Genomic DNA, 24,657 nt, shown 5'->3' with positions numbered 1-24,657 from the left:
GATGAATAAACTATTTACTTTTTTATTGATAACTGTAATAACTGTACAGTCTTACGCTCAGCAACAGTATAGCCAAGTATTTGCAAAAGACGATTACAGTCAATTAAAAAAGAATGCCAGAGATCAGGACATTGAAAATATCAATAATTTGATATTAAAGCAGGCTGCTAGACAATTAAAAGAGGGATCTTACCCCATTCAAAAACGTTTACGCGCTTATACAAATTATCAATCTCCCAATAGCCTAAGCAATCGACTTAAAACAAGCCCTTACTCCCAATATGAAAATCCTACTGGTATTTACTTCACAGCAGGAGATGAAGCTATTGTATGGGTTGGAAAAACCAATGGAAGCACTATTGCGCTACGCGTAACAAACTGGGATGATAAAAACTTCAAACAAAAAGACTACAATCTAAAAGAAGGCTATAATGCTTTGAAAATTGAAAATAAAGGAAATGCTTACATTCAATATTTCACAGAAGACAAAGTATCTTCAAAAAAGATCAACATTCACATACTTGGTGGAAAAGTGAATGATGTATTTGAACGAGGTAAGCATACCAATAAAGATTGGGATCGTATGCTAGGAAATGCTTCTGGACCCATCTTAGATATTGTAGGAAAACAAGTACAACTTGCATATTCGGTAAAATCATTACAAGAAAATGCACCCCATCAAGGAGTAGAACTGATCCAACTTTATGATTCTATAATTGGTATCCAGCACCAAATCATGGGGTTGACACAAACAAAAAGAGTTCCGAAGAACAGAATGTTTGGCCGTGTTATCTGGCAAGGATTTATGCATGCTGATGGTATCGGCGCTGCATTTCACGATAATACCATGAAAGATGTCGCAAATGTGGCTAATCTTAGGAAAAATTCTTGGGGAGTAGCGCATGAGTTTGGTCATGTCAACCAAGTAAGGCCTAATATGAAATGGGTAGGTACAACAGAGGTAACCAATAACATCTATTCCGTATGGACACAATATACGTATAACAGCCATAGTCCCAAATTAGAACGAGAACGCTTAAAAGACTATGATGAACCTAAAATTGGAGGCCGTATCACTGCTTATATGGAATCTGCATTTGTACACCGTCAACCCTGGTTAACACAAGCCGGCCCAGACAGGTGGGATCGCCAACGTCCACGTGATTGGGGCGGAGATCACTTCGTAAAACTAGTTCCACTTTGGCAATTACAGCTGTACTTCAATGTCGCAGGAAAAGGAAATTCATGGGAGAACAAAAACTTTTATGGTGATATCTTTACGAAAGCAATTAATGCTCCAGCAACAGCAACTAAACAAGACGCATACTACCAGCTCGAGTTTATCAAAAACGCATGTGATGCGTCAAAATTAGATCTCACAGATTTCTTTGAACAGTCTGGAATGCTTATCCCTATTGACCTTTGGGTAGATGATTATACCTGCGCACAGATGACCATCACAGCAGCTGATATTGCAGCCGTAAAACAGTATGCATCTAAGTATAAGAAACCTTCCACACCGGTATTACATTATATTACTGCAAACAGCACTTCAATTTATAAAAATAGACTGCCCTTAAACGGGATCGAAGGTTCTGGTTTCGAGAAAAAAGAAGATAAAATCATTGTTCAAAACAGCGCTTGGAAAAATGCTGTAGCATTTGAAACCTATGCAGGTGATAAACTTGTAAAAATTGCATTTGTAGGAGCTGGGTCTAATGACGTCTCCAGCACAACCGTTCATACTCCAAAAGGTACAACACAGGTCAAGGCTGTGGGATGGGATGGAAAAAGAATCAATGTATTATAATTTAATAAAAAAATAGGCTGATATAATCAGCCTATTTTTTTATTAGTATCCAAGTTTTGCCAGTCGCGCATACATCTCTACAAATGCACACTGATCTAGCAACCCTTTCGTTTCCTTCCTATCTTTAAGTGTCCAGTCCGTATAGAACAAACCTTTTTCATCTCGCATATGGTTCCAGGCATATTGCAGATTATTAGCAAAAACTGCCAAATACTTAGGATTATGATCTTGTTCAAATAGACTGATAAATCCCCGCATCATCACAGCATGAAACCATAGATTGCTGTTTTTTAACAATTTAAATTCTTGTCCTGTGACATCTTGAAAAAAATAAGAATAACAGGCTTCTCCGAGCTTTTGAGCATCCATCAAATATTGCTTCTCCTGAGTCAACCGGTACAATAAAGCCGCTGCTTGCAACATCTGACCCGAATTATAAGAGTATTTTGCTTTATCTATATGTCCATTTAAGCTCATATTATCCCAAAAAAGGCCATCATTAGGATCTTCTAATTTTTCTTTGGTCCAATGGTAAAGTCTCCTGCCCTCTTCCAAATAGTGGTTATCCTTCGTTGCTTCATACATCTTAAGCGCAAATACACTCGCAGGAGCATTAGAACATGCATTTTTAGATTCTTTTTTTTGTTCACACCAGTAGATACCACCACCAATTAGGTCGTCTTCACCACTCATCACAAACGCCCACACTTCCTTCGCTTTAGTAAGATAATCTTGTTTTTTCGTCGACAAATAACTATCCGTAAAATCAATACCGAGCCAGATATTATCATCATAAAAGCGATCGGAAACAGGAGCGTTATTTAAGTATGATGCATATCCCACAGGAAGGCGTTTTTGATCACGATACCCCGCAAGGCCGACCAATACTTTTTGATCGAGTACATTCTGAAATTCTCTTTTTTTCTTCGGCAACTCCATCAAAGCATTAACAGCTGAAAAACTACCCGAAAAAGGCTATAGATAAGCATATTTCTTTTGCTGCGATGCTTGTTCGGTGTTATTCAAATAATCGGCTTTAAAACCCTCATCAAAAGGAAACCTTTCCAATAGAAGCTGGTTTTCAACATTGCCAAATAAATGATAAATCTGTTTCATAGTCTGCGCGGCTGCAACATCAAAGTGTACTTTTTCCTGTGCCTGTAAACCATTCGCCAAAAGTGTAATATTAAAAAGTAGGTAAAAACTAAATATTCTCATCATTAGATCCTTAAAAAAGGCTGTCCAATTTGATTGGACAGCCTCATTATGCTATTTATAACCTTCGTTTTGTTTTAACTTAGGATTTCTTTGTATTTCATCCGGTGATATTGGCCATAATAGATCAGAATCTTTAAATACTGCACCTGATGCATTTTTAGCACCAATAAGGGGTACAAAATCTATTTTACCAGCATCAGTAGTTGAGATAACAGGAAACATCTTCGTTCTTACAATATCATCCCACATCTTGAACTCCAATGGAAACTCTCTCAAGCGTTCAATCCAACATTCTTTCACAAAATTATCAACAGATAAAGCTTGTAAATCAGAAGTAAATTGAGCAACAGTTTTACCTTCTGTATTCGCACGGGCCTTAACCTGCGCTAAGTAGCCCGCTGCTTCAGGTGTAACACCGCCACTTTTAGCAATTGCTTCAGCAGCAATCAACAAAGCTTCAGGATAGCGGTAAAAATTCCAATCTTTTGTTCCTTTGCCAGTTGTTAATAAGGCATCCTCATCCACATAATACCAAATACCAGCTTCAGTAGATTCCCACTTCGCCAATGTTTTTGGATTCGTATAAGACCAGTGAAAAAACTGATTAGGTTTAATTCTCAAATCTTTTGTATCGTACACATTTAAAAATTGTTTTGTGGGACCAAAAACACGTTCAAAGATCGAATATTTATCAAATACGGATACTGCAGACGAACTAAATCCATATGTTGGCCACCAGCTGCTGCTGCTAATGGTTGCATTATACTCTTGAGCATAAATCACCTCATCTAAATCATCGATCTTACGCAACTGGTTATAAGCACTATTACTTGCAAGATCCGAGTTTTGCGTCATTTTATGAGGAGAATTAACCACTATCTGAGCCATTGCTGCTGCTTCAGCAAATTTTCCTTGCTGTAAATATACGTTCGCTAATGTCATTGCCGCAACAAATTTTGTAACGCGGTGCCCATTACTGGCAAACTTAACTGCTGGTAAAACATTTACTGCTTCTTTAAGATCGGCCTCGATTAATTCATATACTTTTGCAGCAGGAGATCTTTCTAAATAAAGATCATCATTCAAAGATTCAATTACAGTTGCAGATAATGGAATATCACCAAAAGTTTTTACTAAATAAAAGTAATTGTAGGCTCTAAAGAATTTCGCTTCTGCTAAAAGTAAGCTTCTACTTTGATCAGACATCGGAATTATAGGTACATACTTCAATCCTGCATTTGCGATATTAATTGTTTTATACGATTCATCCCAAATGGTATTCATGGTACCAGAAATCAAATTTGTATTATTTTGACGAGTCAATTCTCGCGAAAACAAACAAATACGTTCCTGCCCCTCATAACTATTAGTGAAATAGCCTGTTAACATGGTATTTATTGATGCCGTTGGACCTATATATGCACTAGAAGCAAAAGAGTACCGTTGAGAAGCTCCTCTTCTATACAAACTATTAATTGTTGCTTCTGCCTGATCTTCGGTCTCATAGTATGATCCTAAAGTAACTGTTGATTTAGGTGCTTCTTCTAAAAATTTATTACATGATGTCGTTAGCGCTAGCCCTGCTAATAACAACAAAAACAATTTATTTTTCTTCATTAGATTTTTCAAAATTAAAATGTAACATTAAGACCTAACATAAAAGTTTTTGCTCTTGGATAAGAGAAAAAAGTCATATTCTGGCCAAATTGGTTCTCTCCTTGCGAAGTACTCTCCGGATCATACCCTTTAAATTTACTAGAGGTCAATAAAAATGGATTATTAGCATTTGTGTATATACGTAACGCTGATAAACCGACTCTCTTCAAAGCTTCAGGTTTGAATGTATACCCCAACTGAATCATATTCACACGTAGGTATGATCCATCAGCTACCCAAGCATCATCGACATTCGTATCTTGACCTGCATGACCACCATTACTCAAGTAAATAGCCTGTTGCATTGTATTCGGATTACTTCCATTATAGGCATCTGTTAAAATTTCTTTTAAACCATTGGTAATTCCAAAACGGTCATAAGTAGAGTGGTAAAATTGTTGCATAACATCTACACCTTTTACAAATTGAAGATCTAATGTTAAATCAAAATTCTTATAACTTAAGTTATTAATAAAACTTCCTGTCCAATCTGGCAGTCCTTTTCCAATAATCTCTTTTTCTGTCGTACGTTTAGCCCTTCCGATTTGATGTATTTCGGCATTTCCTGCATCAACATCTGCCTGTGTATAAACACCTAATCTACGATAACCATAAAAACTATTTAAATTTTCTCCTACACGAATAATACTATTGGCGCCACCAACCCAACTGTTCATTAAGATGTCGGCATTATTATCACCCAATTTCAATACCTTATTTTTATTATAGTTCATGTTTAAAGATGATTTCCAGCTAAAGTTTTCATTGGCAACTATAGTTCCTGTTATCATCATATCTAAACCTTGATTTTGAACTGATCCGATATTCTTCATCACTGAAGGAAAACCTGTTGCTGTTGGAATAGGTGCGTCAAGTAATAAATCTGTAGTTTTCTTATGATAAAAAGACATATCGAAATTCAATCGATTTTGAAATAAACCCAATTCAACACCAACATCATATTGTGCTGTTTTTTCCCATTTTAAATCTGGATTAGCAATCGTATTCACAAAAGAATAAGGCTGTCTGGTATCATTTAATAAAATGGTTCCTCCTTCTACATTTGCAAGTTTTTTATATGGGCTTATTTCAGAGTTTCCTGTTAAGCCATAACTCGTATGCAATTTCAGATTACTGATCGTTTCGTTACCTTTCAAGAAATCTTCATTGGACACATTCCAAGCTAAACCAGCTGACGGGAAAAAAGCATATCTATTATTCTCCCCAAATTTAGATGATCCATCATAACGGCTGGTAACAGTAGCAGAATATCTATTATCGTATGAGTAGGACGCCCGTAAGAAATAGGAATTCATAGTCCATTTATTCCAGTTTGATCCTGGTGCCGATGGGATCGTACCAATTCCCATATTATAGTATTCGTAGAAATCATCCTGAAAACCTTCAGTTCTTGAATTATCATAATCATAGGTCCGTCCCTGCCAAGATAAACCGGCCATCGCATTAATGCGGTGCTTATCAAATTGCTTATTATAAGTCAAATAAGTCTCTTCTTGCCAGTAAAAAGTATTGGTATGATTAATCTCAGCCCAACCATTTGGAGCAGATATATTATTCAGCAATACAGAGGAATAACCTCGATAAGTTTTTTGATGATTATCAACACCCAATTGTGTTTTTAAATCTAACCCATCGGCTAAATGAAATGTCAACGCGGCATTTCCAAAAATCTGCGTATTGTAACGCATACGCTTTTGTAGATCTAAAATAGAAACGGGATTCGACATCCCTTCAAATCCTAAAGTTTTTGAAACTGTTGAAGAAGAAGAATTTGTATACTTTCCAAGCTTATCGCGTACAGGATACCAAGGTAACATTTCAATCATTGTTCTTCTTGCATCTTGGCCACCTCCATCTTCAGGAGTATAACGGCCCCAAGTATGGTTTACAGATAAATTTATTGCTGTTGATAACCAAGAAGTCGGTTTCGAATCATACGCCATCTTTCCGTTAACACGCTTGTTCCAAGTGTTGTTCATTACCCCTTGCTGATCAGTGTAATTCAAAAATGCTCCTACAGAAGATTTATCATCTCCCTGTTGAATATTTAACTGATGATTATGGGTAATTGCAGTACGAGTAGCCTCTTTTTGCCAATCGGTATCATAAAGCGGATTACCATTGGCATCAAAATAATCAGGGTCATTAAACCAATCTTTTCTATCTAAAGACCAAGGTTTCCAGTCTTTATCTTTGTCTTTTAAAAATTTAGCTTGATATTTATTTTCATTTTCTAATCCAATCATAAAGGCATCTGTCCACTCCTGCGCATTCAGAAGATCCATATAACGTTGTGGAGTACTTATCCCTACCGAACCTTGGTAACTGATGGTACGTCTTCCATCTTTATTTCCACGCTTAGTAGTTACTAAAATAACCCCATTTGCACCTCGTGCACCATAAATTGCTGCAGACGAAGCATCTTTTAATACCTCGATATTTTCGATATCGTTCGGATTGAGCAATTGAAAATCTTCCATCACCACACCGTCCACTACATAAAGCGGATTTGATGAAGAATTAATCGTAGCAACACCCCGAATGATAACACGATTACCATAAGCACCTGGCTGGCTGGAATTGGAGAAAATATTTACCCCCGATGCTTTCCCTCTTAAATTATCTAGCGGACTAAATCCTTGATTTTTAATCATATCAGCACCTTTCACCATTGCAATAGATCCTGTCACATCCGATTTACGCATAGTACCATAACCGACTACCACGACTTCATCCAGCACATCTGCGGCAGATTCCAATCGAATGGTTAAACCTGAGGTACTACTTACTCTTGTCTCCGCGGTCTTAAATCCAACTGAAGATATGACCAGCATATCCCCTACTTTCGCATTAATACTAAAGCTACCGGTCTCAGAAGTCTGGGTACCTACAGAAGTTCCTTTAACAGAAACCGTTACACCCGAAACTGGGTTTCCGCTACTGTCCACAATTTTACCACTAACCTGTCCTTGCTTAGCAACAAGTTCTTTTGCTTTTGATACATGCGCATACCCCGACAAAGTAGCGGACGAGGCATTTACCTGTTGCATAGATCCAGCAATAACAGCTAAAGAAAAAAACAATTTAGAATTTTTCTTCAACTGCAAAAATGTTCTTGCGTCAAATTTGTTCATAATTTTTAAAGTGATTTTAGATTTATTTATTTGTTTCAACCGTTTAAAAGAAGAAACATGTTTGCTTATTGGTTTTTAATTATACAACGTATATAGCCAGTACATCTAAAATTTCAAGCATAGGTATCCTTAGCTTGATAATAGTTTAATCGTTTTAGCTATTTAGAGTAAAAAATATTGTGCTAGAATTCCCTTTCAAAGACACTCAGACAAAATTATTACTTCAGTTTGTTAATTATAATGGATAAAAGGGTATTCAGTTTTTCATTTTAGTTTCGAACATAAATTGGTCATCATATCATAATTTGTTTAATCGTTTTAGCAAATAAATTGTAAATATCATTCCTTAAGCCGTATCATAAACCGGATGTGAAGATATTTGGTTTGGTTTATCTTAATTTGTGATAATTAAGATTGGTTTAAATTAGTGCTTTAATTTTAAAGATTAAGTTTTTTTTTCAAAAAACTTAATCTTTAAAATTTTTTAGATATTTCCTTTTTTCATCTCATTTACAGCATAATCCACTGCACGGGCCGAAAAAGCCATATATGTTAGAGAAGGATTTTGTGTAGAGGTGGAAGTCATCGCTGCACCGTCTGTAACAAATACATTGGGTACAGAATGAACTTGATTCCATTTATTCAGCATCGATGTTTTAGGATCCAATCCCATTCGTGCTCCACCCATCTCATGAATATCAAGACCTGGAGCCTGGTTACCGTCATCACGTCGGATATTTGTAAACCCAGCAGTCTGGAACATATCCTCCATTGTATCAAGATAATCCTTCTTCATCTTTGCATCGTTATCATCGTAATCGACAGCAATATGGAGTAGAGGAATTCCCCAATCATCCATTTTCTTTGTATCCAAGGTTACCTGTCCAGACTCTTTTGGTATAGTTTCGCCCATCATGTGAGAGCCAACCTGCCAATTTCCAAGCTTTGGATTCAGTAAGTTATTTTTTAACGATTCACCTGCTCCGCTTCGGTCACTGTCTTTACCCCGATATGCACCAAAACCTGCGGCATATCCGCGGAGATAATCTGTTTCCTGCTTATGCAAGTTTCTAAACCGTGGAATATAACCACCGCCCGCAGGATTTCGTCCTTCCGTTGTATAGTCCTGCAATCCTTCATACTCCGCATAAATCCGGGCACTATAATTATGGAAAGCAACATATTTGCCCAATACACCGGAATCATTACCCAATCCATTCGGGAAACGATTTGATTTAGAATTCAATAAAATCAAATTTGTATTAATTGCTGCCGCATTAACAAAAATAACGCGTGCATAAAAATCGATTTCTTCCTTCGTATTGGTGTCTATAACACGAACGCCAACAGCTTTCCCTTTTTGCTCATCATATAAAATAGAATGCACAACTGAAAAAGGACGCAAGGTCATATTACCCGTTTTTGCTGCCCATGGCAATGTCACCGCATTGGAACTAAAGTAGCCTCCAAAAGGACAGCCACGCTGACATAATGTACGGTTTTGGCACTGCACACGTCCCTGATCAAAATGAATCTGATTAGGCTTCGAAAGATGTGCACAACGTGCCGAAATTAACTTCCGTTCAGGATAATTGGATGCAACGGATTGTTTGAAATATTTTTCAACCATATTAAGCGGATAGCCCGGTAAAAATTCGCCATCAGGCAATTCCGGCAAACCATCCTTATCTCCTGCAATCCCAGCAAATTTTTCAACATAATCGTACCATGGCTTTAAATCGGCATATCGAATCGGCCAATCAACAGCAAAACCATCGCGGGCTGGGCCTTCAAAATCAAAGTCAGACCAACGCTGTGTCTGTCTTGCCCATAACAACGATTTGCCACCTACCTGGTAACCACGAATCCAATCAAAAGGTTTGTCCTGCACATAAGGATGCTCTTTATCTTTTACAAAAAAATGAGCAGCATCTTCATGAAAAGCATAACATTTACTAACGATCGGATTCTCCTGTTTGATCGCATAAGGCATCTCATTACGATGTTCAAATTCCCAGGGATTCATATTGGTTGTCGGATAATCTTTGATATGCTTGACATCACGGCCACGCTCCAATACCAAAGTTTTTAATCCCTTTTCACACAATTCTTTCGCAGACCAACCACCGCTAATCCCCGATCCAATCACAATTGCATCGTAGGTTCTATCTTTTTGACTGTCTATATTAATATTTGCCATTTACGCTTTCAATTTTACCGCAGCTTGATAAGGCCCAGGAATCAATTTGTATATCAACTTGTTTTTCATCACGTATTCAGAATTTAAATATCCTTGAATAGCCCGATTTTTGAATATCTTAAAAAAAGCAACTTCATCTCCCTCCTTTTGACCCTCCAAAGTTGTTATCGAGGTTAAAAGCTCCTCTGAAGTCTGCGATTCGGAATTGTCCTTTAATGCCTGCATGCCCTTTACAAATACCTGTTGGTTTTCTGGACTTTCACAATCATCAACCATTTTCATCACAAACAGATGTAAGTTCAGCTCTAATCCACCAGGAGAGTCGTTCTTAGGGATCAGTATTTCAGCTAATTTTGCAAGGAAATCTTCATCTGTTGCAGATAACTTAATATTTTGGAGCACAATAGATGCTCCTCCTTGTTCACGAAGGCAAGATGGCAATAGAGCAATTCCTCCAGCAATAATAAACAATTGCTTAACAAGGGTTCTTCGATTCATCATAATAAGGTGTTCTTACTGCTGTAATATTAAAGATAATATTAAAAATAACAAAGCTAAAACGATTAATTTTTTGTAACAAAAATGCAAAAAGCTACCTCAGGATAGCATTAACCTCTTTTAAGTCTGAAAAAAGATAGGTTGCAAAATCCAGACGATCACGCTCAGCTTTTTGTTTTGTGACAGCAATGCACTTCAATCCGGCATCGATTGCCGCTCTCGCGCCTGTTGCAGTATCTTCTATAGCAACGACCTCTTCCCTACTAAAGCCCGATAACTGTAATGCGTTTTCATAACAAGATGGATTAGGTTTTGGATTAACAACATCCTCACGAGTTACAAACCAGGAAAAATGCTCATGTAAATCATAATGTGTCAACATGCGATCTACAGTTGGCCTAAAATTAGAAGTCACTAATCCGATCTGAATATCCTGTTCAACCAAAAAATGAATCAATTCTCTTGCATGGGGCATTAGGGGGATACTCAGCATATCTTGCTGCGCATAATTTTCCCTGGTGGTTTTCCACATAAATTCTTCCTTTACCTCTACGTCCCAGAGCTCTTTCATCGTCAATAGATTACGCGCTAAAGTATGTCCTGCAAAATGTTGAATCCAAGTCTCAAAATCTAAATCAATTGAAAAATGATACTTAAGAATTGGCTTCCATGCTTCAAAATAAAAACGTTCAGAATCCACCAATGTCCCATCAAAATCAAAAAATACGGCTTTTAAATCTTTCATGCTTTAAAAATAGTCAAACCAAAGAGCAATTCCTACTCAACTATGCCGCAATACACCGAATCGGAATTTAAATCAAGGTACGAATCCCATATTACAAAATATACGTGAATGGGAGTTTTCTCGTCAAAAGATCCAATTAATGGTACTGTACAAGAGCCTTAATTAACCTCAGCGACACCGATGTCAAGTTGCATAAATTCTTTTGTGTTAAATAATGCGAAGCTCATTTTGTACATTTTATCCTTATAATCGGCATTAACGATCCATTTCATATGCAACATCTTGCCATGCCTTTCAACAGAACAACCTGTCGGAGGAGAAAGCGGACCTCTAAATACAAAAACTTTTTCAACATTAACATAATATTGGCAATCAGCATCCAGCTCCATCGTGTCCTTTAAGATATGTTGTTGCGCTGTCTGAAATGGTCCAATTATACTTCCCTTTGGAGCTTGATGACGATAGCCATACTGCATTAAAGCTTTTACAGATACAATAAAATTATTCGCAACCTTCATCTTCTGCTGATTCATTAACATAGCTTCGGTTGGAGGCTTTCTATTTTTATTTCGAGCACCTCTAATAATATTTTGACCATTGAGCTTATAGCCATATACTGAACCTACTTTACCTTTAAAAGGTCCATTAGGACCGTTCTCTTGAATTGCCATTGGTTTAAATAGTTATTTGGTTTTCAAATCCTCTTACACTCCTCAATACCAAATATATACAAAATTATACATTAATTTAGGTATAAAATATTGTTTAGTCAGTTTTAATAGGGAGTTAGTAGGGCTATACCCCTATTATCCCCCTATTATCCCCCTATTAACTCCCTATTAAATTATAACACTTTCCCAATTTGATCCGAATCAATTTGAATTACTTTCTACATTTGCTAAGTTTGTATATTCCGCACCATCAACGCATATATCCAGGTGCTTTACTTTAAGAAAGATCAAGATGAAAGTCATTGCTATAGGCCGTAACTATGTAGACCACGCTAAAGAACTGAACAACCCTATCCCACAAGAGCCTGTTGTATTCATGAAACCCGACACCGCTTTATTGAAGGATAACAAAGACTTTTATTATCCAGAGTTTTCTAACGACATTCACTACGAAGCGGAAATCGTATTACGCATCTGTAAAGAAGGAAAACATGTAAGCCAAAAATTCGCAAACACATATTTTGATGCCATCGGACTCGGTATTGACTTCACAGCGCGAGACATACAACAAAAACACAAAGAGAAGGGTCTTCCCTGGGAGTTAGCAAAATCTTTTGATGGCTCAGCTGTCATCAGCCCGTTGATTCCAAAGGAAGAGATTGATGATCTTAAAAATCTTGATTTCTCCTTGCTAAAGAACAAAGAAACCGTGCAGCAGGGAAATACAAAGGATCTGATTTTTTCATATGACGATTTGATAGTTTATATCTCCAAGTTCATTACTTTACGAAAGGGAGATCTTATTTACACAGGTACTCCTGCAGGAGTTGGTCCCGTTGTAATCGGTGATACTTTAGTTGGTTTTATTGGTGAGAAACAAATGTTTAGTTGCACCATAAAGTAAGGTCTATGAAAAAATTAACCGCAATAATCGGGATGTTTGCACTTGTTTCCAACACACTCCATCCACAGGATATCATCAAACATCGTCAATACCCTCAAAATTATTTTAGACCGCCTATGGATATTGCTCCGCAAGCCTCGGGTTCATTCGGAGAATTGAGAGCAACACATTTCCATGGCGGTGATGACTATCGGACGCAACAAAAAATAAATATACCAGTATATGCCGTTGCAGACGGTTTTGTTTCGCGTATCCGTGTACAGATCGGGGGTGGAGGGAATTCCGTTTACCTCGATCATCCCAATGGCTATACTTCTGTATACCTACATTTAGAAAGCTTCAATAATGAGCTCAATGCTTTTATAAAAGCAGAGCAGTATAAACAAAAACGTTTTGACGTCGACCTATTTCTAAAACCTGGTCAGTTCAAATTGAAGAAAGGACAACTTCTGGCAAACTCAGGAAATACAGGAGGATCTGCAGGTCCACATCTTCATTTTGAAATTCGCGATACAAAACAGCAGCTTCCTTTCAACACACAACTTTTTGGACTTACATTTCCAGATGGTATTAAGCCTATCATACGAGGTGTAACACTATATGATCTGGACAATCCAATTTTCGATGAAAATACACCCCGAAGGCATCAGACTGTAAAAGCATTGGCCAATGGAAATTATAGTCTTGCCGGTAGCTCACCGATTCCTGTTAATGGTAAATTTGGTTTAGGGATCAACACCGTAGATAGGCGTAAAGGAATCTCCTTTACTTACGGTGTATATTCAATAGAATTATTTTTAGATAATAAAAATATCAGTACTGTACTTTTCGAAGCTATTCCTTTTGATAAGACCCGTGCTATCCATTCCTATATCGATTATCCTTATTGGAAAAAATCAAATGTACGTGTACAAAAGAGTTTTAAGCAACCGGGAAATCCAATCGATATCTATGCACAATTGGACAACAGCGGTGTTATGGAACTTAAAGATGATAAAGTACATCAGGTTCGTTATGTTGTCAAAGATGTTCAGGGCAATGCCACAGAAATAAATTTCGAAGTGCGACGAAATGCAAACTATGTAGTCAAAAACAATCCGTCAAACGCTGGTAAATACTTCAACTTCCTACTGGACAACATTTACCAAGCAGACAATTTTAAAGTAACCATACCCAAAAATACGCTATATGACAATTTAAACTTTACTTATAGTGAAGGTCAAAAACCAGCCAACGGTTATTCTCAATTACATCGCGTCCATAATAAATTTACGCCTGTATTTGGTTCTTACACATTAAGTATTAGGCCAACTGCCGACCTGACGAAAGAACTGTACAGTAAAGCTCTTCTCGTTTCAACAGATGGTGGTGCACAGGGTGGAAAATATGAAAATGGTTTAGTAACAGCGTTGGTACGCAGTTTTGGCGACTTCTATGTAGCAGTTGATACGATAGCTCCAACCATCATAGCCCGTAATCTCATTAACAATAAAAATGTCAGTGCACAAAAGCAAATTGACTTTACCATTTCTGATAATCTATCCGGGATACAGTCATTCAATGCTTACATTGATGGCGAATGGGTGCTGATGAAATATGACCCAAAAAATCGTCATATCTGGCATAACTTCGAATCCACTTTAGGATCCGGAAAACATAGCTTTAAGCTGGAGGTCAAAGACTGGAAAGATAATGTCAGAGTTTATGAAGCAAGTTTCACCAGATAATCAGTATCTTGTTCATTAGATTAATTAATAACACATATGGCTACATTAGAAATAGGACAGAAAGCGCCTGCAATAACGGCTAAGAACCAAAATGGAGAAAGTATTTCTTTGTCAGATTTTATTGGAACGAAGGTGATTTTATATTTCTACCCAAAAGATAATACACCAGGTTGCACAACAGAGGCTTGCAATTTTAGAGATAATTATCAGTCTTTAAAGAAAGATGGATTTGAAATTATCGGGGTAAGTATCGATGGAGAAGCTTCTCATCAAAAGTTCATCAACAAACATGAACTTCCCTTTCAATTACTGGTTGATGAAGATCAGAAAATTGTCAATGATTATGGTGTTTGGGTAGAAAAAAACATGTACGGTAAAAAGTATATGGGAACTGCACGCACAACATTTGTTATTGATGAACAAGGAAATATTGCTCACATCATTAAAAAGGTGGACAATAAGAATGCATCTCAACAAATTCGCGATCTTATAAAATAATATTTGACAGTACTAGAATCATGATAAAACAGCAACCGACCATGCATTTATATACATGGCCTGCATACGATTATCATTATCTAAGTACGACTATCTAAAATCTAAATACTAATATTTATATTTGCTACTTATGAGCAAACAAACAGACGACTTCTTTAAAAGTATAGTATCCCACTCTAAGGAATATGGTTTTGTATTCCAATCAAGTGAAATATATGATGGCTTAAGTGCTGTCTATGATTATGGTCAATTAGGTTCTGAATTAAAAAATAATTTAAAGACCTATTGGTGGAAATCCATGGTGCAATTGCATGAAAACATTGTCGGTATCGATGCTGCTATCTTTATGCACCCAACGACCTGGAAAGCTTCAGGCCACGTGGACGGGTTTAATGATCCAATGATCGACAACAAAGATTCTAAGAAACGTTACCGTGCAGATCAATTGATCGAAGATAAAATAGCGCGTTACGAAGCTGATGGTAAAACTGAAAAAGCGGCTGCGCTATTAGAAGCATTGAACGTTGCCTTGAATGCTGATGATCTTGCTGGTTTAAAAACTATTATTGAAGATCACAATATCGTTTGTCCTGTTTCTGGAACTAAAAACTGGACTGATGTACGTCAGTTCAACTTGATGTTTGCTACCCAAATGGGTGCTATGGCAGATGGTGCTGAACAAGTATACTTACGTCCCGAAACTGCTCAAGGTATTTTTGTTAACTTCTTAAATGTTCAAAAAACTGGCCGCATGAAAATTCCTTTCGGAATTGCTCAAATTGGTAAAGCATTCCGTAACGAAGTTATTGCTCGTCAATTCATTATGCGTATGCGTGAATTTGAACAAATGGAATTACAATTTTTTGTTCGCCCAGGTACAGAAATGGAATGGTACAATAAATGGAAAGAAACTCGTCTTAAATGGCATTTAGCTTTAGGTTTCAACCCTGATAACTACCGTTACCACAATCACGATAAATTAGCTCATTATGCGAATGCGGCAGTAGATATTGAATTCAATTTCCCATTTGGATTTAAAGAGGTTGAAGGTATCCACTCCAGAACTGATTTTGATTTAAAACAACACCAAGAATTCTCTGGTAAAAAAATGCAATATTTTGATACAGAGATCAATCAGAACTATATCCCTTACGTAGTCGAAACTTCTATCGGTTTAGATCGTCTGTTCTTAACAGTTCTATGTAATTCATTGGTTCAAGAAGATCTTTCAACACCTGAAAAGCAAGATTCACGTGTCGTATTGAAATTCCCTCCTGCAATTGCACCTGTTAAAGCGGCCATCTTACCTTTAACAAAAAAAGATGGTCTTCCAGAAAAAGCACGTGAGATTATGGCTGTATTAAAATTGGATTACAATGTACAGTATGATGAAAAAGATTCAATTGGTAAACGATACCGTCGTCAAGATGCAATCGGTACGCCAATCTGTATCACAGTAGACCATCAGTCATTAGAAGACAATATGGTTACGATCCGTCACCGTGACTCCATGCAACAGGAACGTGTAGCAATTGCAGACTTAGAGAAATTTGTTGCTGATCTAGTTGGTTGGAACACACTTTTGAAAAAAGTATTGTAATCTCTTAAATAAACAAAAAAGAGCTTGCTGTTGAACGGCAAGCTCTTTTTTTGTTTCGAAATTTAATTAAACAACGTTGGTTGTCGATATTTAACTTTAAAAATCAACATCGATGTTTCCATCCCATTTTTCATTCTTCCGTATTATAAATCCTTGTCCAGGATTGATTTCTTCTAATAATAAGCCCTTAAAAAGAACCTGCATATTATTCTTAACTTCACTTTTTAATTCAAATGATCTAATAACAGATCCCTTTTCGTAAACGGTGAGTTCATACTTGATCGTTTTATTTGTATCATGAAACCCCATAAATTGATTAAAAAAGAAACTTTTATTATTCTCTGTAAAATTGGGTTCGATCTTCAAGAAAGTCGCATCCAACTGACTGTTGCTGCTGTTACTAAAGGGATAATAATAAAAGCCGGGATGCTTTTGCTGTATTCGGATACTATCAATATGACTTAAATCAACTATATCGGTAAACTCTACTTTCACCTCACTGTATAAACGTTTTAATAGCAATGTCCTTTCTATAGACTGTTTAACCTCAAAGGTATCTCGAACCGCATAAATCTCGGCTTCCTTCTCCATAAATGAATTACTGATATAAAATCCATTGCGATTGGTACTATTAGCAAACACGATAGGACTATTGGAATTTTTTGTCAGTACACTCAAATAATATGTCCCCAATGGCAGATCAACCGCAAAAGTTTCCGCTGCTGAGATACCGCCCTGTTTGACCAGTTCATTACCTGAAGCATTATAAATATGATAATATAATTTGTTTTGTAATGCTGTATCGTTCACAACTCCAGTAATCAAAACATTATCAAGTTTAAATGTACTGCTGGTCGGATTATAAATGCTTCCAGGCGGGCGTTTACCGGAATACAAACGTATACGTATCCAAACGGCATCTTTACCCATAACCGGTATCGCATTCAGAGATTGAGAGATTGGGAGCTTTGATATACCGGTGCTTGTTAAATCCAGTGGATAGTGAATCGTATCCGACAATTTCGAAAAGTTTGAACCCTTATCGGTCGAATAATCGATCAATAAGGCACGTGGACCTGTCCCCGAACTATTCACATCTAGACTCAGATTACTGAGCAATTCGATCTGCTGTGCGGGAAGTTTAAAAAGGATTGACTCCACCCCTCTAAAACTAATTGATTTGCCTGTAGTAGGCCATCCTGCGGTAAAACCGTAATCAACTTTCCCATTATTATAATCAATAACAGGTAACGGATTAAATGCAATAATAGGATCTGCATTTCCTAGATCGAAGTCCCATTTAAATAAAGTTTCTTCCTGAGAATTAACAGAGGCTTTTGAGGAAACTAATTTCCTAGCGCCATTTGCCCTTTGAAGCGGCGATACAATACTTTCAAAATCTTTAATTTTGAACTTTACTGAGAACACATTTTCGTCTAATTCATCTGAAATTTTCTTGTTCTTTTGACATGATGAAGCAACGGCTAATAAAAAGATGAATACCAAAGAAAATATGTTAAAATTAAATTTAACATTCTTTTTCATAAAATATCTATGGTTTATAATATATAAATAACCTTAAAGATACCTACTTAAGTAGAGTATTAAAACTTTGAAATTAAAATCTCCAACTTTTCACTACGGCACGTTGTTGTTTTATTAACTTTTATCACATATATTTTTGAATTTGAATTCGATTTATTTAACAGTAATTCATTGTTATTTCCTTTTGGAGAAACATATTCGCCATTAAACTCATCCCATTCATATAATAATGTACCATTTTCGTTACACCATAAGTAATTGTAACGATCATCAATCTTTTCGCTCAAAGTAACACGTATTTTATTCAACTTCTTATCGAATCGTACTTTCGCACCTTTTGGTTTTTCAACTTTATCAAAAACTTTAACTAATATTCTCTTTTTTTCAGATTTTTTGCCCTGCCACATACTTTCCACGAAATAAACAGTAGATTCATGGATATTATTGACACTCACATTCGATCCAGTAGCGAAAGGAACTGTTAATTGATGTTCGCTATACCAATTGTAAGTCAATCCACGACTTGCATGTTTTATGGATAGTACCTGTCCGCCATTATAACAGGTCTCGAGCGTATCGCCCCAGTTTGAAAGTGGCATTGCGAGTGCGCAGTCCATTTTATTGTTAATAGACCATACTGTTTCATAAACATGCTGTTGATGAGAATGGATACGAACTAATGAAGTTGTATCTTTCACAATCGCTTTTAATTGGTTTACACCCACTTCAAGCATACCCATATTCAAATAAATAGAGTCAATATTTTGATCAATTAACCGATTATTAAGATACCATTTCACTTCAAGTGTATTGGGGGATGGTTTTAACAATTTTAAAGAGAAAACAGACATGCTATCTGCATCTACAGGTTTACTCGCGACTGGCAGGGTAGCTAGAATTGGATTTGTTTTCTGATGTATGGTCTCTACAAAAACTTCTTGACAAACAGCACAAAAAGGAGCCACTAAGTATTGCATTTTACAAAATTCATGCGGTCTAAACCAAGTCGACTTTGATCCTGATCCTCCGTAAGAATATACACCAACACCTTGTGTCCCGACCCAATTCTTCCAAGGAACCTTTGTCGGATCAGACTCCTGACTACGATTAGGACCTTCAATTGCATATTGATTACCTGCCCAATATTCGTCGGCTAAAATAGAAAAAGAATGACCGATCTCATGAACAGCAATATCATTACTCATAAAGTTAACGGTTGCTGTCGCATACTTACCACCAGAACCTCCGTAAAAGGGAGAGTTTACCAAAATCACAACTTGTGTATAATTGGGAATATGCTCCTTTAATACCTGCTCGATAACCTGATACTTTTGTGGTACCACCAGCCGGTGCAGTCCTCCGTTATCGAAACTGCTTCCAAAGATGGTATTAGGTGATGCAATAGGAACTGGATATTTTTTTGTAAACTTATTAAAGCGGGCTGGATATTGACTCAAATCCGTATTGCCGTGTACACAGTCACTGGCAGTACAAGCATGTACAGCTCCAGATTCTAAAGACGGTGTTTTAATCGCGAATACATTAAAGTAATTACTGTACTGACGAAAGGGTTCCGTTTGAAAGAAATAATCTGTGAAACGTTTGGCATCTTCTTCAAAATCCATCAACTGCGCCTGTGTATAACCATCGCCCAAGATCACTAGGTTGACAACCTTTTGATCAGTACCTTGATATTGTAACGTATCGATCGCATAACGCTGTGCAAAACAATTGGGAAACAGGAGAAATAAAAATATAAAACTAAAAAGGAAATGCTGTAATCTGATATTCATTACGATAGGTATTGATTAGGTATTAGTTCATGTCTTTAATTTTGTGCTGCATCAGGTATTCACTGGGAGATACCTTCGTGATTTTTTTAAATACACGATTAAAATTCACCACATTATTAAAGCCGGTTTTAAAAGCGATATCCGATACATTCTCAGAAAGACCATGTATCAGCATTTTACAAGCTTGCTCAATGCGAATTTCATTGAGGAAAGTAATATAAGTTTTTCGGGTGTGTTTTTTAAAGTATTTACAGAAGGCATGCGGTGTCATATGGGCAATTGCCGCGATATCTTCCAAGGCTATCTTTTTCTCAAAATGCTTAAATGTATACTGAAAAATATCATTAATGCGAATCCCTTCTGCGTCAGAATACTTTTTTTGAGGAATTCCTGTATAAAGTGAAGTCCATAGATCTACTTTTTCAGCTAAATAATCGACAAGCCCCATAAATGCCGTTAAACGATCTAACCCATCCGTCTCATTAATCTGTAAAAACTTACGTTTGATCCCTGGATTTGAAGCGGCGTCCAGTTTTTTACTTACATTGATATTTTCTAGAAATGAACGGACTTCTGTCAATTCCGGCAATTGTAAGAAATCTTTAAACCGGGCGTAATCAAAGAATATATGAATCGCATGGATCTGCTCTTTTAAATCAGGATCAGGAACTAGCTCAGATCGTTGAAACATATGCGGTTCATCGGCATCTACAATATAAATTTCATCTTGTTTGAATTGATGTGTAAAATTGCCAATCAAAAAAGTACCTTCCCCCTTTAGAATGTATGTCAGTTGGATTTCTTTATGTCGATGATAGTTGCTGTAAAATTCAACCAACAGATCTTCTTGTACACAAACGGAACCTTGATTGGGGACAGGAACGGTAAACTGAACAATTTTCATTCTTACAAATAGCTACAAAAAAACAGATATTGTTTAATTATTCAAATTTAAACATTATAGCGGACAATAAACGTAAATTGTATTATAATTTATTCTTGACATTTTTAATAAAATCTGGTAACGTTGGATCTGCACCTGCCAGTTCAATAACAGTTCTTGATTTTGGATCCAGCCATAAGTATCGTGGGGTTCCAATAACATTATAGCTATTTTCGATAAAATCACGATCAGTCACGTTTAACAAATAACTGTTCATTCCTAATCCGATTTGTCGATTGCTTGCCCTCCAACGTTCATAATCTTCATCATCGGTCAAATACACAACTTCAACACCCATTTTTTTCAATTCGGCTTCTTTGCGTACTAAAACCGGTAAATCCATTTTTGAATTTTTGCCTTTACTTGACCAAACCGCAACAATTATCATTTTCTTATCTACTAGCTGGTCAAACTTCAAAGAATCACCTTTTAGATTACGAGGAGTAATAGCCGGAAAAACAGGCATATTAGCATAATAATTCTTGACATCATCTACTTTTGCAACAGCTGCTTTAACAAGTGGGTGTTTCTGAATAGCAGGATCTAAATGTGCTAAAATTTGATCATAATCTTTATAATTCTCCTTATTCAGGCTGATGTACTTAAAGGAATAGGGAATCAGAAATGATGCTTTTTGTTTGCTATTCAAAACATATTCTTCGTAAAATCTTTTATCATCTTTTCTAGCCCGAATTTCATTCGACTGTTTTGTTATTTCTTCAAGTCTATCTATAGTTTGATTATAGACAGACTCTTGTCCTCTGCTAAAGTTCATGAGCTTAGCATTCAAAGCAGCAGTTTCGTCGCTGTATTTGGCAAGCTGTTCATCTAATTCGTGCTGTACTTTTTCTTTGTTTTTATTGAATGCTATCAGTTCATTTGTCGTCAATGAATTTGTTTTTACCTCAATACTAAAATGATCGCCTTTTTCCTTGATAGCAACATCATAATCAGCATCAGCTTCCACATAAAGGGGCGTGCTATAATTAAAGGATTTCACAGCTCCCGAATCGGACCTGATGATCAGATCATAAAATGCATCAATGACCAACTCGCCTTCTAAAACGAACTTGCCTTGTTCTACTTTAGCTCGACGAAACTGCTGCATGGAATTATCGTGATCTTGCAAATAAACGGTACCATTTACTTCGGGATTTAAAGACCCCGTAATTTTATAGACAATTGGTGTTCCTTTTTTCTCCTGCTTTTTTTCTGGATTGGACTGACATGAACTTATAAAAAAGACGAAACATATCAGACAATAGTAAAGTGGTTGGTTCATAAAAAAATTGGTTGTAAACTCATCATGAATTTACAACCAATTTACAGAATTTTATTTATAAATTATTTTATTTTATAATTTTCGTATGTCGATCCATTTAATACTTTAACAACAGTTTTATTTGGTCCCGTTATTTTATAATTGGTGATCTGTCCATTCTTCCAAGTCATATCAACCGTATAATTTCCTCTAGCTTTCAATCCTTTTACGGCGCCATCTTTCCATGCTTTTGGCAATGCCGGCAGTAGGTGAATAAATCCGGAATGGCTTTGGAGAAGCATTTCTCCAATTCCGGCAGAACCTCCAAAATTACCATCTATCTGAAACGGCGGATGTGCACAGAACAGATTAGGGTAAGTACCTGCTCCGACTCCTTGATAGGTCGTTTCATTAACAAAAGCTGGTTTGAGCAATTGTCTTAAAATTTCTAAAGAATGGTCACCATCTTGCAACCTTGCCCAGAAAAGAATCTTCCATGCGCGAGACCAGCCTGTCCCCTCATCTCCTCTTACTTCTAATGTTTTACGAGCGGCCTCTGCCCACTCTTTATTTTGTTGTGGTGAAATGAAATGAGCCGGATATAATCCATATAAATGTGAAACGTGTCTATGTTTTGGTTCTATTTCAGTATAATCTTCCAACCATTCTTGCACACGGCCGCTTTTACTTACCACTACTGCTGGTGGAATCTGTGTCAACTTATCTTTTAACTTTTGAATAAAAGGATCGTTTAATTGCAAAAGACTATCCGCCTGAATCAAGTTCCCATAAAGTTCTCTAACAATTTGGTTATCAATCGTAGGTCCCATCACTACTGATGCGACTTCACCATTTGGAAGACGAAATCCATTTTCTGGAGAAACTGAAGGTGAAGTAACCAACCAGCCTGTCTTAGGATCCTTAACTAAAATATAATCATAAAACTCTGCTGCTCCTTTTAATACAGGATAAACTTCTTTTAAATAGGCTTTATCCTGAGTAAATTGATAATGCTCCCACAGGTGATTACATAACCATCCTGAAGCTGTACTCGACCCCCAAGATGCATTTTCTCCGGGTGCTGAGAAACCCCAAACATTTGTCATCATATAAACGACCCATCCTGGCGCATTGTAATAAGCTTTAGCCGTTTTTTCACCTGTCTTTGCAATACGCTTGATCAGGGCAATAAAAGGGGTATGGTATTCAGATAGATTACTTACTTCCACTCCCCAGTGATTCATTTGTGCATTGATGTTTAAGTGATAATCCCCATTCCAAGGTGTTTGAATCTGATGTGCCCATAATCCCTGCAAATTTGGAGGTAATGCATTCTTGTGTTCGGGAGCTGTGCTTGAAATACTCAAGTAGCGGCCAAATTGAAAATATAATGCGGCCAATCCATTATCTAAGGCTGGATTTTCAAAAAATTGCTGTAAACGTTTTCCAGTCGGAATATTCACCTTAGTCTGATCATCTGCGATGGTTAAAGCAACACGATCAAATTTCTTTGCAAATGCTTTTTTATGATTGCTATAGAGCTTTTCTTGTGCTATTTTTTCAGCAGTAGCGATATCCTGGCTGATCACCTGTTGTGGATCAGTTCCATAGTAATTCGTACTCGCTGCAAAAAGAACAGTAGCTTCGTCGGCACCTGTCAAGATCAATTGCTTACCATCATCCGTTAGTTTTCCGCCCTTAAATCTAATCTTCACTTTACTCGCAAACTGTAAGTTTTTGCCGCCTTTACCATCTGGCAAAGAACCCTGCAAAATAATCTCCCCATTTTTAACTTGATAAGAATCAATATTTTCAGCTCTTTCTAAGGCAATAGCAAAACTGATATTTTTTTTCTTTGAAGCAGTTAAGTGTACAACACCTACATTTTGATCAAAAGAAGTATAATAAGTCCTCTTATAATCCACTCCTCCTACAGTAAAGGAAGTCTGCGCGGTTGCATTGCCAATATTTAAGGATCTTTCATAATTTGAAACACCTTCAGCACTTAGTTTAAAATTGAATTTTAGAAATCCAAAATTCTGATAACAACCAAAAGGTGCATTGGCTCCGGTTCCGAAAGCAGATCCTTGGCCATTACAGACAAAATTCTTATTGACCAGTTCTTCTGCTTCTTTGTTCTTTCCAGCTATCAATAACTTCTGAATTTCACTGACACTCTTATATGCGTTATAATTATTAGGGTCTTCGGCAGAACCCGACCACATGGAAATTTCATTTAATACCAATGATTCAGACTGAATACCCCCATCAGGCATCATTCCGATTAACCCATTGCCTAAAGGAAGCGTTTCTTCCCAGCGGTTGGCAGGTTTGTCATACCACATGGTTAAAGCGTCTCTTTTTTGCGCTTGCGCCTGCAAGCAAGTCATGGCTGCCAGCGCAAATAATGTTGATTTTGTTATACCTTTCATT

General features: G+C 36.8%; 18 protein-coding genes. 5 read left to right on the top strand and 13 right to left on the bottom strand.

Annotation, left to right across the window (positions count from 1 at the left end; translation table 11 throughout):
- Position 1 precedes the first annotated feature (1 nt).
- On the top strand, positions 2-1,810 hold the full coding sequence (locus tag WH188_RS13430) for a M60 family metallopeptidase (protein WP_168127596.1): 1,809 nt from the start codon (positions 2-4) through the stop codon (positions 1,808-1,810).
- Between the two features lie 42 nt (positions 1,811-1,852).
- Here WH188_RS13430 and WH188_RS13425 read toward each other — a convergent pair whose 3' ends face one another.
- The 8 genes from WH188_RS13425 to WH188_RS13390 all read right to left on the bottom strand — a co-directional run bounded on the left by WH188_RS13425 (position 1,853) and on the right by WH188_RS13390 (position 11,953).
- Positions 1,853-2,749: a glycoside hydrolase family 76 protein gene (locus WH188_RS13425; protein WP_339424103.1), complete on the bottom strand. Its 897-nt coding sequence runs from the start codon at positions 2,747-2,749 to the stop codon at positions 1,853-1,855.
- A gap of 36 nt (positions 2,750-2,785) precedes the next feature.
- Positions 2,786-3,031: a hypothetical protein gene (locus WH188_RS13420; RefSeq protein WP_339424102.1), complete on the bottom strand. Its 246-nt coding sequence runs from the start codon at positions 3,029-3,031 to the stop codon at positions 2,786-2,788.
- A 48-nt stretch (positions 3,032-3,079) separates the two neighbouring features.
- Entirely contained in the window at positions 3,080-4,645 is a 1,566-nt protein-coding gene (locus tag WH188_RS13415; protein ID WP_168127597.1) for a RagB/SusD family nutrient uptake outer membrane protein, read from the bottom strand.
- Between the two features lie 14 nt (positions 4,646-4,659).
- Positions 4,660-7,839: a SusC/RagA family TonB-linked outer membrane protein gene (locus WH188_RS13410; protein ID WP_206368536.1), complete on the bottom strand. Its 3,180-nt coding sequence runs from the start codon at positions 7,837-7,839 to the stop codon at positions 4,660-4,662.
- Positions 7,840-8,323: 484 nt separating this feature from the next.
- Complete coding sequence (locus tag WH188_RS13405; RefSeq protein ID WP_168127598.1) at positions 8,324-10,039, bottom strand: GMC oxidoreductase; 1,716 nt, start codon at positions 10,037-10,039, stop codon at positions 8,324-8,326.
- The gene (locus tag WH188_RS13400; RefSeq protein ID WP_237682822.1) at positions 10,040-10,540 is read right to left on the bottom strand and encodes a gluconate 2-dehydrogenase subunit 3 family protein; all 501 of its coding nucleotides are present in this window, start codon (positions 10,538-10,540) and stop codon (positions 10,040-10,042) included.
- Positions 10,541-10,631: 91 nt separating this feature from the next.
- Positions 10,632-11,282, bottom strand: coding sequence for an HAD family hydrolase (locus WH188_RS13395; protein ID WP_168127599.1), 651 nt, complete (start codon positions 11,280-11,282; stop codon positions 10,632-10,634).
- Positions 11,283-11,440: 158 nt separating this feature from the next.
- Positions 11,441-11,953 (bottom strand): DUF6266 family protein, encoded by a 513-nt coding sequence (locus tag WH188_RS13390; RefSeq protein ID WP_168127600.1) that lies wholly within the window; start codon positions 11,951-11,953, stop codon positions 11,441-11,443.
- Positions 11,954-12,245: 292 nt separating this feature from the next.
- Between WH188_RS13390 and WH188_RS13385 the strand changes: the two genes are divergently transcribed.
- The 4 genes from WH188_RS13385 (at position 12,246) to WH188_RS13370 (ending at position 16,682) form a co-directional block, all read left to right on the top strand.
- Positions 12,246-12,857 (top strand): fumarylacetoacetate hydrolase family protein, encoded by a 612-nt coding sequence (locus tag WH188_RS13385; protein WP_168127601.1) that lies wholly within the window; start codon positions 12,246-12,248, stop codon positions 12,855-12,857.
- A 5-nt stretch (positions 12,858-12,862) separates the two neighbouring features.
- Positions 12,863-14,584: a M23 family metallopeptidase gene (locus WH188_RS13380; RefSeq protein ID WP_168127602.1), complete on the top strand. Its 1,722-nt coding sequence runs from the start codon at positions 12,863-12,865 to the stop codon at positions 14,582-14,584.
- 36 nt (positions 14,585-14,620) lie between these two features.
- A complete protein-coding gene (bcp, locus tag WH188_RS13375; protein ID WP_021191329.1) occupies positions 14,621-15,082 on the top strand; it encodes a thioredoxin-dependent thiol peroxidase in 462 nt (153 codons plus the stop codon).
- Positions 15,083-15,212: 130 nt separating this feature from the next.
- A complete protein-coding gene (locus tag WH188_RS13370) occupies positions 15,213-16,682 on the top strand; it encodes a glycine--tRNA ligase (protein WP_132769241.1) in 1,470 nt (489 codons plus the stop codon).
- 96 nt (positions 16,683-16,778) lie between these two features.
- On the opposite strand, the gene WH188_RS13365 is transcribed toward WH188_RS13370, so the two are convergent.
- The 5 genes from WH188_RS13365 to WH188_RS13345 all read right to left on the bottom strand — a co-directional run bounded on the left by WH188_RS13365 (position 16,779) and on the right by WH188_RS13345 (position 24,656).
- Positions 16,779-18,227 (bottom strand): hypothetical protein, encoded by a 1,449-nt coding sequence (locus tag WH188_RS13365; protein WP_168127603.1) that lies wholly within the window; start codon positions 18,225-18,227, stop codon positions 16,779-16,781.
- 59 nt (positions 18,228-18,286) lie between these two features.
- Positions 18,287-20,020 (bottom strand): M64 family metallopeptidase, encoded by a 1,734-nt coding sequence (locus WH188_RS13360; RefSeq protein WP_132769245.1) that lies wholly within the window; start codon positions 20,018-20,020, stop codon positions 18,287-18,289.
- Positions 20,021-20,042: 22 nt separating this feature from the next.
- Positions 20,043-20,924, bottom strand: a complete 882-nt coding sequence (locus tag WH188_RS13355) for an AraC family transcriptional regulator (RefSeq protein ID WP_132769247.1) — start codon at positions 20,922-20,924, stop codon at positions 20,043-20,045.
- Between the two features lie 82 nt (positions 20,925-21,006).
- Positions 21,007-22,245: a hypothetical protein gene (locus WH188_RS13350; RefSeq protein WP_132769249.1), complete on the bottom strand. Its 1,239-nt coding sequence runs from the start codon at positions 22,243-22,245 to the stop codon at positions 21,007-21,009.
- 62 nt (positions 22,246-22,307) lie between these two features.
- Positions 22,308-24,656: a glycoside hydrolase family 95 protein gene (locus WH188_RS13345; RefSeq protein WP_168127604.1), complete on the bottom strand. Its 2,349-nt coding sequence runs from the start codon at positions 24,654-24,656 to the stop codon at positions 22,308-22,310.
- Between the last annotated feature and the right edge of the window lies 1 nt (position 24,657).

The sequence above is a fragment of the Sphingobacterium sp. MYb388 genome, from assembly GCF_037479535.1.
In the GTDB taxonomy this organism is placed as follows: domain Bacteria; phylum Bacteroidota; class Bacteroidia; order Sphingobacteriales; family Sphingobacteriaceae; genus Sphingobacterium; species Sphingobacterium anhuiense.
This window is presented reverse-complemented; position numbering and strand designations above follow the sequence as displayed.

Bases quoted from the DNA above. Each gene is read 5' to 3' on its own strand.
- WH188_RS13430 (WP_168127596.1), top strand. From the start codon at position 2: ATGAATAAACTATTTACTTTTTTATTGATAACTGTAATAACTGTACAG.
- WH188_RS13425 (WP_339424103.1), bottom strand. From the start codon at position 2,749: ATGGAGTTGCCGAAGAAAAAAAGAGAATTTCAGAATGTACTCGATCAA.
- WH188_RS13420 (WP_339424102.1), bottom strand. From the start codon at position 3,031: ATGATGAGAATATTTAGTTTTTACCTACTTTTTAATATTACACTTTTG.
- WH188_RS13415 (WP_168127597.1), bottom strand. From the start codon at position 4,645: ATGAAGAAAAATAAATTGTTTTTGTTGTTATTAGCAGGGCTAGCGCTA.
- WH188_RS13410 (WP_206368536.1), bottom strand. From the start codon at position 7,839: ATGAACAAATTTGACGCAAGAACATTTTTGCAGTTGAAGAAAAATTCT.
- WH188_RS13405 (WP_168127598.1), bottom strand. From the start codon at position 10,039: ATGGCAAATATTAATATAGACAGTCAAAAAGATAGAACCTACGATGCA.
- WH188_RS13400 (WP_237682822.1), bottom strand. From the start codon at position 10,540: ATGATGAATCGAAGAACCCTTGTTAAGCAATTGTTTATTATTGCTGGA.
- WH188_RS13395 (WP_168127599.1), bottom strand. From the start codon at position 11,282: ATGAAAGATTTAAAAGCCGTATTTTTTGATTTTGATGGGACATTGGTG.
- WH188_RS13390 (WP_168127600.1), bottom strand. From the start codon at position 11,953: ATGGCAATTCAAGAGAACGGTCCTAATGGACCTTTTAAAGGTAAAGTA.
- WH188_RS13385 (WP_168127601.1), top strand. From the start codon at position 12,246: ATGAAAGTCATTGCTATAGGCCGTAACTATGTAGACCACGCTAAAGAA.
- WH188_RS13380 (WP_168127602.1), top strand. From the start codon at position 12,863: ATGAAAAAATTAACCGCAATAATCGGGATGTTTGCACTTGTTTCCAAC.
- bcp (WP_021191329.1), top strand. From the start codon at position 14,621: ATGGCTACATTAGAAATAGGACAGAAAGCGCCTGCAATAACGGCTAAG.
- WH188_RS13370 (WP_132769241.1), top strand. From the start codon at position 15,213: ATGAGCAAACAAACAGACGACTTCTTTAAAAGTATAGTATCCCACTCT.
- WH188_RS13365 (WP_168127603.1), bottom strand. From the start codon at position 18,227: ATGAAAAAGAATGTTAAATTTAATTTTAACATATTTTCTTTGGTATTC.
- WH188_RS13360 (WP_132769245.1), bottom strand. From the start codon at position 20,020: ATGAATATCAGATTACAGCATTTCCTTTTTAGTTTTATATTTTTATTT.
- WH188_RS13355 (WP_132769247.1), bottom strand. From the start codon at position 20,924: ATGAAAATTGTTCAGTTTACCGTTCCTGTCCCCAATCAAGGTTCCGTT.
- WH188_RS13350 (WP_132769249.1), bottom strand. From the start codon at position 22,245: ATGAACCAACCACTTTACTATTGTCTGATATGTTTCGTCTTTTTTATA.
- WH188_RS13345 (WP_168127604.1), bottom strand. From the start codon at position 24,656: ATGAAAGGTATAACAAAATCAACATTATTTGCGCTGGCAGCCATGACT.